Here is a 12,803-nt window from a genome sequence, read left to right on the forward strand (position 1 = left end):
GATCACTCCCGGGCGGGGAATCGTCTCGCCTTGCCGCACCTGTTCTTCTTGATGGCGAGTTTCGCTATCGTGCATCGGGTTTTCGCTTCACCGCTCCGCTCCATTTTCATCGGCACTCTGCTGGTGCTGGTCGTGGTCAACCATGCCTTCCTTTTCCGGACCGCATGGCACGAAGACGGGGATTTCGCCGTCAATGCCCTGCAGATCGAACGCGCCAAGCACCTCAACGAGATCTACGGCAACTATTCCCGATTCCAGTTCAACCACCCGGGACCTGCGTTTTTCTACGTCTACGCCGCCGGTGAATACATTCTCTACGACTGGCTGCAGGTCGTGCCCTCCCCGCATAACGCGCACGCGATCGCGGGCACGATTCTCCAGACTTTCTTCTTCGCGCTCGCCCTTACGCTCGCCGCACGCTGGGTCCGTTCGCCGTGGCTGGTGCCGCTCGCCCTCGCGCTCGCGGGCGTCCACTACGGCCTCGCCGGCGACGCGTTCACCAGCATCTGGCCGCCGCACGCCCTCTTGATGCCCATGCTCTGCCTCCTGGTGGCGGCGGCATCGGTCGCCGCCGGGAGAGTCGAGGATCTCCCCATCCTGGTGCTCACCGGCTGCCTGCTCGTCCACGGCCATGTGGCGCAGCCGTTGATTGTCGGCCTAGTGTTTGCCGCAAGCTACGCCCTCATGTGGCGGCAACGAAAACAGGCCGGCGATCTGCGCAAACCGTGGCAGGTTGCGCCCTGGCCGCACGGGATCGCCGCGGCCGGCATCGTCGCCTTCGCCGTGCCGCTCGTCATCGACCTGAGCTATGGCTCTCGCAGCAACCTGGCCACGATCCTGCGATTCCTGCTCGCGGAGAAGCCGCACCGCACCTTCGTCGAATCCATCGTCTATTTCCTCAGTTTCCTGGGCTACGAGCACCGCCAGGAACATTACCTGACCGGGCGCTCCATCGACTTCAGCTTCATGCGATCGGCCGCGCTGGCCTACGCCATCTGGGCGCTCGTGCTGGGCTTCACGACTTGGCGGATGCGGCAAATCGCACGCAAAAAAGTCCGCACGGAAGGCGAGAGATTTGCCGTCGCTCTGGGCCAAGTCGCGGCAGTGGCTGTTTTCGCCGTCGTGCTCTGGGGGCGCGCCCAGAACGGCGACATGTTCGCCTTCAACGGCTATTTCTACTTTTCCATCCTCTACGCGCTCGCCCTGCTCGCGGCGATCCTTCTGGCCGAGTTGTTGCCGGCGCGCGGTGCGCTCCTCGGCGGAGCCCTGCTCTGCGCCTCGGGCGTCCTCGCCTACTCCCAACTGGCCGCTCCGCCACCGTCCACAAACAACGCCAGCACGGCCTGGCGCGACGCCACCGCCGCCGCACTCGAAGCCGATCCGCAGCCGAACGCCCCCAAATTTCTCGTCTTCAACCACGACGACTGGGGCGACGTCGCCCGCACCGCGCTCGCACTGAAACGCATGGGCGGCAGCTACCGCGTCGACGAATCGTGGGGCTTCATGTTCGGCCCCTATCGCACGCTGCCGACAACCGACATCGGGACTCTCGGGCGTTACTCGATCTGGCGGTTCTCGCATCACGACCTCACCGGACCGAGCGTGAAACTCGGACGCGGGCTGCGCGTATTCTTCGAACCCGGCTCGATCAATCCAACCGGCGACCTGATCAGCTGCCGGGCGACGGGGAACTTCGATCAATTCTCCCTGTTCGGCTTCGCGTCGCCCGACGAGGGCTTCACCTGGACCAACCTCCCTCGCGCCGCCTTCCAGTTCCGCTCGGCCCAACCCGCCAACGGCGACGTCGAAATCGCCATCGAGGCGCGGCCCTATCAATCGCCGAAACGGGCGGTGCAGCCGATGCGCCTGTCCGTCAACGGCGAGCCCGTCGGCGAATTCCAACTGGAGAAACAGGAAACCGTCCGCGCCGTCGTTCCCGCACGCGTATGGAATCGCGAGCCGATCGTCACCATCGTCTTCGAGTTTCCCGCCGCCGAGTCGCCGCGCGAAATGGGCACCTCCGACGATCCGCGTATCCTCGGTTGGGGCATTTACTCCCTGAAGTTCCGCGAAGTCTGGTAGACGGAGAGAGAATTGTGTTTGAGCCCGCCAGCGCCGGAAGAAAACTCCCCGGTTGATGCGCCCTCCCTCCATCCGCGCCAACTCGGCCGCGCGTCCGCGGCTCCGCCTGACCGAGCTGGCCTTGCTCGGCCTGGTCCTCGCCGGATTCGGGATCTTCGTCGCACGACACGCCACCATCGCGCCGGCCGGGGCTGACGCGTCCGGTTACTTCAACCTGGCCCGCACGCTCCTGCACGCTCAGTCCCACGCTCTCCCGCGCACCATCGAAGGACTCCCGATGGCGACGCTGCCGCCGTTCGTCTATTGTCCGCTGGGCTTCGTGCCCGACACTGTTGCCGGACACATCACGCCGACCTACCCGCCGGGACTGTCACTTCTGTTCGCCATCGCCAGCCTCTGTGGATGGTCGGCCGGCCCGTTGCTCGTCATGGCGCTCCACGCCGGCGCCGGTCTTGCCATCGCCTACGCCTTGGTTCGCCAAACAGGACTGTCGACCCCTTGGGCGTGGCTCGGCGTGCTGGTGCTCGGCAGCTCGCCGCTCTACCTCGCCTACGCCGTGCAAGCGATGTCGGATCTGCCCGCGCTTGTGTGGTGCTCGCTCGCCTTGTGGCTGGCCTCGCGCGACGGCCGACGCTCCGCCGCCGCCTGCGGCCTGGCGTTCGGAATGGCCGTCCTGCTCCGCCCGACCAACGCCCTGCTCGCGGCGCCGCTGGCCCTGGTCTTGGGACGCCCGAGCGGACGATGGATTTGGTTCGCCGCCGGAACGCTCCCCGCCGCACTCGGATTCGGCGCATTGAACTACTTTTCCTTCGGCAGCGTGCTGACCACAGGCTACGGCAACATCGGGGAATACCTCTCACGGCAATGGCTGTCCGCCAGTCTGGGGCACTACCTCCGCTGGTTGCCCGTCGCGCTGTCGCCGCTGTTCTTGTGCGCGCTTGCGGCCCCCTTCAACACTCGCCGCTTCGGCCGGACGCTGGCCGCCCACGCACTCTGGGTGCTCCTCATCGCCGGCTTCTACTCCTTCTACTATTTCACCCACCGCGAGTGGTGGTATCTGCGCTTCCTGCTGCCCGCATTTCCCTCGCTGATCCTGCTTGCCCTCGCGGGCGGCGAAGCCATCGCCGCGCACATCACCCATCGCGCCGTGCGCGCGAGCCTGTGGCTTGCGACCGCGCTGCTTGTGCTGGTGCCGGCACCGCGATACTGGAGCGAGCTGGATATCGCCGGAATCGGCGCCGCCGGCGGGAACTTCACGGAGCTCTGCGCCACCGTCGCAGCCACCGTGCCGCCCAACGGCGTCGTGCTCTGCCTCGAAGGCAGTGGCGCGCTCTATTTTTCCACGCACTACTGCATTGTGCGCTGGGACACCATGGATGACGCCTGGCCGCGACTGCGCGACGGCGCCCGACTGGCCAACCGTCCGATCTTCGCCGCGCTGCTCTCCTTCGAGGACAAGGATCGCTTTCAACGCCTCGCGCCCGGCAACTGGCAGCCGGTCGCCCACCGCGGGCTGACCACGATCTGGCAGCTCACGCCCTGACCCCGTGATCCTCCTCGACGCCACTCACACCAGCCACACCCGCGCGCAGACGGGCATCCAGCGCGTGGTGCGCTCGCTGTTCCGCGAACTGGAGAAACGCGGCCGCGCGGCGCCGATCTGCTTCGATCCGCACGAGCACGCGTGGCGCGGCCTCACCGCGGAGGAGCTCGCGACCTTGCGCGACCACGGCGGCGGCAGCGGCTCGCGCGGCGCGAAGTGGACGCTCGCCCAGAAACTGGCCGGCCGCGCGCGACGCCTGCTCGGCCGGCGTGGCGCGTTGCCCGCGGCGCAGGGTCTCGTGGTGCCCGAACTCTTCTCGGTGAAAGTCGCCGGCGAACTGCCCGGACTGCGCGCGCAGGTGCGCGGCCCGCGCGTGGCCGTTTTTCACGATGCCATCGGCCTGAAATTTCCGGAGCTCACCCCGCCCGCCACCGTCGCGCGATTGCCCGGCTACCTCGTCGAACTCGCGCAATTCGACGGCGTCGCGGCGGTCTCCGAGGACTCCGCGGCGAGCCTGCGCGACTTCTGGCGCTGGGCGGACGTTCGCCGCACGCCGCCGGTTTGCGCGATCCCGAACGGTGTCGATCCCGTGCCCGCAAGCGCACTCGGCGCCGCCCGCGACGGCCCACCGCGCGTGCTCTGCGTGAGCACGATCGAGGGCCGCAAGAACCACCTCGCGCTCCTCGAAGCCGCCGAGACGCTCTGGCGCGAAGGCCGCGATTTCGAGCTCGAGCTGATCGGCCTCGCCCGCGCCGACACGGCCGCGCCGGCGCTCGCGCGCATCGCGGCGCTGCGGGAGAGCGGCCGCAAGATCGTCCATCACGGTCCGGTTTCGGACGAGAAACTCCATGCAGCCTACGCGCGTTGCGCGTTCACGGTTTACCCGTCGTTGATCGAAGGCTTCGGCCTGCCCGTGCTGGAAAGCCTGCAACACGGCCGCCCCTGCATCTGCTCGGGACACGGCGCGCTCGGCGAGGCGGCGCGTGGTGGCGGCGCGCTGACGCTTGAAGCGACGAACGCCGCCAACCTCGCGTCCGCGATGCACCAGTTGCTGCTCGATGCCTCGCTTGCCAAGGATCTCGCCATGCAGGCGCGGGCGCGCAAATTCCGCTCGTGGAGCGACTACGCCGGCGAATTGGTGGCGTGGATGGATTCGCTGCCGCGCCGGGACTGACGTTCGGCCTTTGCGGTTGCCAACCCCTGCCTTTCGCCGCGTAGTCAGCGGCGGATATCCATGGCCCTTTCCCTCTTCACCAAGACCAAAAAGGCGATCATCGAGCGCGCGAAGGACGACTACGCGACGAAGATGCGCCTGAAATACAAGCCCTACTACCACGCGATGGAAGCGCAGCAGGGCACGCATGTTCGGCTGCAGGGGCGGGACATGGTCATGCTCTCGAGCAACGACTACCTCGGATTGTCGTTCCACCCCAAGGTCATCGAAGCCGCTGGCCTCGCCGCGAAGAAGTGGGGCACCAGCACCACCGGCGCGCGCATCTCCAACGGCTCGCGCGGCTACCACATCGAGCTCGAGGAAAAGCTTGCCGCGTTCCTCGGTCGCGAAGCCTGCCACATCAGTGTCGCGGGCTACGTCTCGTGCTGCTCCGCCGTCGCGACCTTTGCGCAAAAGGGCGACACGATCGTCGCCGATAAGAACATCCACTCCTGCCTTTGGGACGGCGTGCGCCTCTCCATGGCGGCCGTCGAGCGCTTCAGCCACAACAACCCCGAGGATCTGCGCCAGGTGCTGAAGAGCATTCCCTTCAACACGCCGAAAATGCTCGTCGTCGAGGGCGTCTACTCGATGGAAGGCCATATCTGCCGCCTGCCCGAGATCGCTCAGCTCGGCGAAGAGGCGGGCTGTTTCACGGTGCTCGACGACGCCCACGGCTTCGGCGTGCTCGGTCGCCAGGGCCGCGGCACGGTCGACCACTTCAAGTTGAACGACAAGGTCGACATCATTTGCGGCTCGATGTCCAAGTCGCTCGCGAGCACCGGCGGCTATCTCGCCGGCGGCAAGGACCTCATCGAGTATCTGCGCACGAACTCGAAGCAAACGCTCTTCAGCGCCGCGATCAGCCCGAGCATGGCCTTCACCGCGTCCGCCTCGCTCGACATCATGCAGAGCGAGCCGCAGCACCTCGAACGCCTGTGGCGGAACACCAAGCGTTACCGCGAAATGCTCAAGAACCTCGGCCTCGACACCTGGGACAGCGAGACCCCCGCCGTGCCGATCGTGCTCGGCTCGAAGGAGCTCGTTTACCGCTTCTGGCAGGCGCTCCTCGAGAAGGGCGTCTTCACCGTCATGTCCATCGCGCCCGCCGTGCCTCCCGGCAAGGATCTGATCCGCACCGCCGTCTCCGCGCTGCACAGCGACGAGGATCTCGAGAAGATCCATGCCGCGATGGCCTACGCCGTGAAGCAGCTCTGAGCGACTCCGCTCAGCGCAATCCGTTCAGCAAGCTTTCTGCCGTCTGCTTCCATGTCGGCAGCGGACGCGCGATCGCCTCGGCCCGCAGGCGTTGTTGCAACGACGCATCGCTCACCAGAGCGCCAAGCTTCGCCGCCCAATCGGCATGATCGTTCGTTTTCGCGACGACGCAGCCGCCGTGATCGGCGTTCTCGCGCAGCACCGGCAAATCGCTGCACACGCACGGCACGCCGCGCCACAGTGCCTCGATGACCGGCAGGCCGCAGCCTTCGGCGATCGTGGGGAACGCCACGGCACTCGCCTGCGCGTAGAGTTCGCGGAGCTTGGCGTCGTTCGCGGCGACGTGCAGCTGCAGGCGTCGCTCGTGTTTCGCGAGGGTCTTGATGCGTTTCACGATCGGCTCGCCGAAATGCGGATTCACGCGCCCGACGATATGCAGGTCGAAATCCGCGCCCGCGCGCCACAACGCCTCGGCCACATCGAGAAGAAAGGTCTGGTTCTTTCGCGGCTCGATGATGCCCACACAGAGAAACGAGCCGCGCCGCGGCGCCGGCGGAGCCACCGTGGCGCGCGCCGAGCCGTCGAAATCCGAACCGAGTTCCACCGCCCCGGTCCGCGCGCGCACCGTCACGCCCTGCCACGTCCAGAAGCCGGTCAGATCGCGCTCCACCGCGCGCGAAATGCCCCACACGCGATCGAAGCCCGCGAGCAGCTTCATGTAATCCGGATGACGCTGCACGCTGTGCGGCCAGGTGATGTGCGGGTGAGTGAGCGGAATCGCGTCCGGGAACACCGCCGCCAGCCGGCACGGCGGCCACGCGATGAATTCGCGAAAACCCGGGCGCTCTGCACCGCTGAATAGCTCGACCGTGAGCAGCCAATCGTTCGCCGCAAAGGCCACGCTGCGCGGCTGCGCCTCGACCGTGGCGAAACGCCCCTTGCGCCACGCCACCGGCACGACCTCATTCCGCATCTCCGCGAGCAGGCGCGAACTCACGCGGGTGAGCCCCGACTTCTGCCGGGCGGCATGCATTTTGGTGACGTCGAAGTAGATCATCGCCGGGCGACCGACTGGAAAAGCTCGCGCAGGCGGGCGGTGTTCTTCCGCGCATCGTAATTTTCCTCCACCCACGCGCGCGCCTGCCGCCGCAGGCGCTCCGTGAGAGCATCGTCGCTCGCGAGGCGTTCGAGCGCCACCTGCCACGCGAGCGGCAGATCGACGTCGCACACCAAGCCGGTGCGTTCCTGCTGCACCGCCTCGATCGTGGCCGAGACCGGCGAACTCACCACCAACACGCCCGCCGCCATCGCCTCGGGAATGACGTTCGGCAATCCGTCGCGATCGCCGCTGGGCGCAACGACACCGGTGTGCAGCAGCACGTCGGCCCAGGCGAGTTCGTTCCAAATCCGCTCATGCGGCAGCTGACCGAGGAACTTCACCTGCCCGGACAGGCCCAGCGAATCCACGAGCGCGCGCAGCTCCTCGCGCAAAGGTCCATCGCCGGCAATCCGCGCCTCGAAGGCGAAACCGGCCTCGCGCAACGTCGCGTAGATGCGGAGCTGACGGCGCAGCCCTTTCTTTTCCACGAGTCGCGCGATACAGAGCAGACGCAGCGGTCGACGCGCCGCGCGCAGCGGCTTGAACTCCGGAAACTCCGCGAGCCCGCGCCGGATGGTGAAGATCTTTTCCGGTGCGATGCCGTGCTCGACGAGGTATTGGCGGCCGGTGTCGGTCGAGGTCTGCACGAAGCGCGCCAAGCGCAGTTTCTCGAACAGCCACCAGTCGCCGCCGTGCTCGTAGAGATCGTAGGCATGCGCGCCGCAGCTGAACGGCAGGCCGAGGATGCGCCAAAGCAGCCAGCCCGCAGTCGCCGGCGCGCCCGCCCACGCGCCGTGCACGAGATCAGGCGGGTCGCGCCGAAACTCGCGGTAGAAGCACCCGGCGAAGCCTGCGCCGAGCATGTTCTCCCAGAAATTCAGCCACGCCGGCGGCGCACGCATGATCACGCCCTCGAACAGATCGCGCACGATGCGCGGACGACGCAGGCAGTTCCACGGAATCGTGAGCAGAAGCAACGGCACGAGATTCCAGAGATTGAACGTGCGCACCGTTCGACCGCGGAATTCGCCGCCGCCGCCCCACAACGAATAGAGGCGCACGTCGACACCATGCTCGATCAGCGCCGCGACGTCACGTTGCAGGAAGGTCTCCGAGGTTTTCGGAAAGGTCGTGAAGAGAAACGCGACTTTGAGCGGACGGGAAGCCAAGCAGCCGATGAACTAGCCACGAAGCGCGCCGAAGGGACACAAAAAAGATGCGCCGCGCGGCCGTCGCCGGAGAAGGAGTTGATCACTTCCCCTTCGGCGGAGGAAACGCGCGGGCCTTCAGGTGCGAGCCGCTCACTTGCTGCGCCAAGTCGACGAGTTCGGTGACCACCGTCGTCGGCTCTTCGTCGTAGCGCAGGGAAAGGAACCGCTCGCGGAGGGCGCGGTAATCGTCCGGCGTGGTCTGCCATCGAGCGATCAGCGCGGCGAAATCGTCCGCATTGCGGATAATTTCCGCGCCGTGACCGTTGCGGAAGAATTTCACCGTAAGCTCTTCCTGAGGCATGATGCCGCCGAAGGCGTTGAAGATGATCGGGCACTCGAAATGCAGCGCCTTGGCGCACGTCGTGGTGCCGCCGCGCGTGACGATCGCGTCGCTCACCTGCATCAGGAGGTGCACATCCTCGGAGAAACCGTCGACGAAGCAATTGAGCTCCGGGTGCTCGTTGCGCCAGTGCAGGACGTCGTTGTAGGCGTCGCGATTGCGCCCGCAGATGACGATGGCCTGGACGCGATCGCCGTGGGGCAGGAGGCGCGGGAGAAGTTCGAGATGGTTGTTCGCGCCATTGCCGCCGGTGGCGAGGAAGACCGTGAAGAGGTCCGGCCGCAATTCGAGGGTGTCGACGAGGTAATCGCGCCTCGCGCTGGCGGTCCGGAGCACCTCGACGTGCGCGCGCGGGCGCATGAGGTGGCCGCGCACGCGAGTGCGCTCGCGGGGCATGCCGAGTTTCACGGCGTAGTCGCTGGCGGTCGGCGTGCGCGAGATGTAGAGATCGGCCGTCGGCTCGACCCAGTTCACGCTGTAACCGAAGCCGCCGGAGAACTCGCCACAATAGGTCGCGCAGCGCACCTTGTCCGCGCCGAGCATTTTGCGCGCGAGCTGGAAGTAGCCGCGATTGAGGCAGTCGTGGACGCTGAAGATGAGGTGCGGGCGGTAGTCCAGCAGGACCTTCTCGTAGTAGCGCCGACCCCAGGAAACCGAACGACGGTTCACGAGACTGAGCAGCTCAACGAAAAGGAAGAACGCCTTGTGAATCCACGGGGATTTTTTCTGGATCCAGTTGTAGAATTCGACGCCCCAGCGGAAGAACGTGGAGGATTTCTCGAGCATCTGCTCGATGCGCACATCGACGTCGTGGCGGTAGAGCTCGAAGCACCACTCGGCGAAGGCTTGGGCGCGCGCATCGTGGCCGGCGCCGGTCGAGGAAGTGAGGATGAGGATGCGAACGCGCGCCATGTCAGATATCGAAATATTGGCCGATGATCGTGCGGCGGAGCGACAGCGAACCAAAACGGGCGAGGAACGGGCTCACGACCGCCTGAAAGAAACGTCCGGTCCGCACCGTGCCGCTGCGGCCACGGCGCAAGGCGCGACGGAGCGAATCGGCCGCGTGCGCGGGCGCGGGGCCGCCTTCCATGAGACGATGAAACGCGGCCCAGACGCGTTCCTGTCTGGCGTCGGCGAGTTTTGCGGGGCGCACGACCGCGCCCTCGAAATCGGTGCGGTAATCGCCCGGCCGGAAATCTATCACGGCCACGCCGGTGCCGGCCGTCTCGAACATCAGACTCTCGTTCAACGCGCTGAGGCCGGACTTCACGACGTTGTAGGTCGCTTGGTAGGGCATCGGGAATTCGGCGGCGAGCGAGGAGATGTTCACGAGGACGCCGCGGCGGCGGGTGAGCATGCCGCGGAGCGCGGCGTGCGACAGGCGCGCGGTGTTCACGAGCATGATTTCCATCTGGCGTTGCCAAAGCGAGAAATCGCTCTCGGCGAAACCGCCGAAGGCCCCGAAACCGGCGTTGTTGATCACGATGTCGAAGCCGGCGGCGGCGTGATCGGCCGCGAGAAAAACGCCCTCGGCCGCGGCGCCGTCGCCGAGTTCGAGCGCGATGGCGTGAAAGCGCTCGCGCGACGCGAGGCGTTTCACCTCGCGCGCGGTGCCCCAGACTTCGACGCCTTCCGCGAGCAACATCTCCGTAAACGCCAGCCCGAGACCGGTGCTGGCACCGGTGACGAAGGCGGTGCGGTAGCGCGACGAAAGCGGAGCGGCGCTCATCAGGTCAGACGAATCGCTCCGGAGTCGCGGCGCGACACCTCGCCATGGCAGTCAAAGTGGAGCAGCGAGACATCGGGCGGCTCAGACGCTCTTCAGGACGAGGGCGACGTTGGCGCCGCCGAAACCGCTGCTGTTGCTGAGCACGACGTTGGGCCGGTTGGGCAGCGTGGAGCGGATGATGTTCAGACCTTCGCAGGCCGGATCGAGTTTCGTGATGTGCGCGGAACCCGGCATGAAGCCGTCGCGGATGGCGACAGCGCAGAAGGCCGCTTCCATCGCACCGGCGAGTGACAGGCCGTGTCCGGTCAGGGCCTTCGTGCTGCTGATGGCGGGGCGCGTGGGGGCGTTGCCGAAAATGGCCTTGAGCGCGCGGGCCTCGGAGAGGTCGCCGATCGGCGTGGAGGTGGCGTGGGCGTTCACGTAGTCGACCTGGTCGGGCGTGATGTCGGCGGATTTGAAAGCGTTCTCGATCGCGACGCGCAGGCCTGTGCCCTCGGGGTGCGAGATGGCGACGTTATGGCCGTCGGAGGCCTGGCCCCAGCCGGCGACTTCGCAATAAGTCTTCGCGCCACGCCGTTCGACTTCCTCTTCGCTCTCGAGCACGACGACGGTCGCGCCGCCGGTGCCGACGAAGCCGTCGCGCGCCGCATCGAAGGGACGCGAGGCCTGCGCCGGATCGGTTTGGACGGAGAGAGCGCGCATGCCCGCAAAGGGCACGATGCTCTCGTAATTGCCGTCCTCCGCACCGACGACGAACATGCGTTTCTGGCGGCCGAGCGTGATCTCGTCGTAGGCGAAGCCGAGGGCGTGAGCCGACGAGGCGCAAGCAGACGAGAAGCCCGTGGATGCGCCCTTGATCTTGAAGTGGGACACGAGGTTGAAGTTCACCGTGCCGGAGATCGAGGCGACGATGCCCAGCGGCTGGCAGCGCATGACGCCGACTTTGCGCATCCGCTCGAGGTAGTAGCCCAGGAGAAACGGCGAGCCGCCTGACGCGGCGTAGAGGCCGGTGTCGTTGTTCGAATAGTCGGCCTCGGAAAGTTTCGCGTCCTCGAGGGCCTGCAGCATCGCGCAGTAGGCGTAGACGCCGTGCGGTGCCATGCCGCGGAGCAACTCGCGGCGGATGCTGTAGCGGGCGGGGAATTTCCAGTCTTCCGCGTCGGTGGTGTCGGTTTGGAAGTCCTTGATCGGTGCGGCGACCTTGACCGGGATGTCCGGCTTCTGGAAGGGCGGGTAGACTTCCATGCCGTGGCGCAACTCGCGCAGGCTTTCGGTGACGGTGGCGAGGTCGTTGCCGATGCTCGTGATGAAGCCGACGCCGGTAATGTAGACTTTGCGCATGAGTGAGGTCAAAAGCGTCGCCACGGGGGAGTCGGCGACAGAATCGGGACACTCAAGAGCGTTTCGCCGGGCCGGTCAACAGGCCCGTGCAAAACCCTACACTGCCTTCCTGCGCTCAGGCGGTGACCGCCGTGGGCTGTGAACCGGAGCTCTCGATTTGCTTGCCGACCGCATCGGCCGGCGCCGCGACGGCAGCGGGCTGGGCGGTTTCCTCGGCAAAGGCGAAGGTGAGCGTGATTTCCTCGGCGATCGCGGCCTTCTCCTGGCCGACGCGGATCTGGCCCTCGAAGGTGGCGAGCGGGAGCTTCAGACGCTTCGGCTTGATCGAGAGGCTGAGCACGTCACCGGGACGGCAAACGCGATGGCAACGGACGCCTTCGCAGGAGGTGAAGAAAATCATCTTCGGGTCGACCGTCTTGCCGGCCTCGCCGATTTGGGCCTCGAGCAGGAACAGCACGCCGAGCTGACCGAGCGCCTCGAGCATGATCGAGGCGGGCAGCACGGGGTTGTCCTTGAAGTGACCCTGAAGAAAGAATTCCTGGCCGCTGATCTTGTATTTGGCGTTCGCGCCATGCGCACTGACCGAGGCTTCGCTCAGGAAGAGGAACGGCGGCTGGATCGGCATCACGGAAGCGATTTGCTCGATCGGGAGAAACTTCGTGGGCTTGGGCAGGGGCAGGCCGCGGACCTTGCACTCGATGAAGGTCTTCACGTCGCCAACCGTGCGGAGGTGGCGCAGCTCCTCGTTGTTGATGGACATCTGCAGCACATCTTCCACGAGGATGACGATTTCCATCATCGTCAGCGAATCGATGCCGAGGTCTTCGATGATGCGCAGGTCGTCGTCGGCATCCTTCAGCTTGGCGCGAAGATCAGGCTCGACGAAGCGCTCGATGATGCCGAGGACGATGGCAGGCAGATGCTCGGTGTTACCGGTCTTGCGGAATTGCGCCGCCGCCTCGTAGGTCGCTGCGGAGCAACGTTTCAAGGCCTCACGAAGATTTGCATCATCCTCGGGAGTAAA

The 12,803-nt window shown here is 66.1% G+C and carries 10 protein-coding genes; 4 read left to right on the top strand and 6 right to left on the bottom strand.

Annotated features, from left to right (window positions below; translation table 11 throughout):
* Window positions 1-51: 51 nt before the first annotated feature.
* From KF715_07035 to KF715_07050, 4 genes are read left to right on the top strand one after another with little or no spacing between them, the layout of a single operon-like run.
* Window positions 52-2,082, top strand: a complete 2,031-nt coding sequence (locus tag KF715_07035) for a hypothetical protein (GenBank protein MBX3736422.1) — start codon at window positions 52-54, stop codon at window positions 2,080-2,082.
* A gap of 55 nt (window positions 2,083-2,137) precedes the next feature.
* Window positions 2,138-3,625, top strand: coding sequence for a hypothetical protein (locus tag KF715_07040; protein MBX3736423.1), 1,488 nt, complete (start codon window positions 2,138-2,140; stop codon window positions 3,623-3,625).
* Between the two features lie 4 nt (window positions 3,626-3,629).
* Window positions 3,630-4,799, top strand: coding sequence for a glycosyltransferase family 4 protein (locus KF715_07045; GenBank protein ID MBX3736424.1), 1,170 nt, complete (start codon window positions 3,630-3,632; stop codon window positions 4,797-4,799).
* Window positions 4,800-4,859: 60 nt separating this feature from the next.
* Window positions 4,860-6,056: an aminotransferase class I/II-fold pyridoxal phosphate-dependent enzyme gene (locus KF715_07050; GenBank protein MBX3736425.1), complete on the top strand. Its 1,197-nt coding sequence runs from the start codon at window positions 4,860-4,862 to the stop codon at window positions 6,054-6,056.
* Window positions 6,057-6,066: 10 nt separating this feature from the next.
* Here the strand turns inward: KF715_07050 and KF715_07055 are convergent, their stop codons facing one another.
* The 6 genes from KF715_07055 to KF715_07080 form a co-directional block, all read right to left on the bottom strand.
* Window positions 6,067-7,113 carry a glycosyltransferase gene (locus tag KF715_07055; protein MBX3736426.1) on the bottom strand — a complete coding sequence of 349 codons (1,047 nt, stop codon included), beginning with the start codon at window positions 7,111-7,113 and terminating at the stop codon, window positions 6,067-6,069.
* On the bottom strand, window positions 7,110-8,333 hold the full coding sequence (locus KF715_07060) for a glycosyltransferase (GenBank protein ID MBX3736427.1): 1,224 nt from the start codon (window positions 8,331-8,333) through the stop codon (window positions 7,110-7,112). The genes KF715_07055 and KF715_07060 overlap by 4 nt, the downstream gene beginning before the upstream one ends.
* A gap of 73 nt (window positions 8,334-8,406) precedes the next feature.
* The gene (locus KF715_07065) at window positions 8,407-9,618 is read right to left on the bottom strand and encodes a glycosyltransferase (GenBank protein MBX3736428.1); all 1,212 of its coding nucleotides are present in this window, start codon (window positions 9,616-9,618) and stop codon (window positions 8,407-8,409) included.
* 1 nt (window position 9,619) lies between these two features.
* Complete coding sequence (locus KF715_07070) at window positions 9,620-10,438, bottom strand: SDR family NAD(P)-dependent oxidoreductase (GenBank protein ID MBX3736429.1); 819 nt, start codon at window positions 10,436-10,438, stop codon at window positions 9,620-9,622.
* 81 nt (window positions 10,439-10,519) lie between these two features.
* Complete coding sequence (locus KF715_07075; GenBank protein ID MBX3736430.1) at window positions 10,520-11,779, bottom strand: beta-ketoacyl-[acyl-carrier-protein] synthase family protein; 1,260 nt, start codon at window positions 11,777-11,779, stop codon at window positions 10,520-10,522.
* A gap of 115 nt (window positions 11,780-11,894) precedes the next feature.
* A complete protein-coding gene (locus KF715_07080; protein ID MBX3736431.1) occupies window positions 11,895-12,539 on the bottom strand; it encodes a hypothetical protein in 645 nt (214 codons plus the stop codon).
* Window positions 12,540-12,803 lie beyond the last annotated feature (264 nt).

The organism is Candidatus Didemnitutus sp. (assembly GCA_019634575.1).
Taxonomy (GTDB): Bacteria; Verrucomicrobiota; Verrucomicrobiia; order Opitutales; family Opitutaceae; genus Didemnitutus.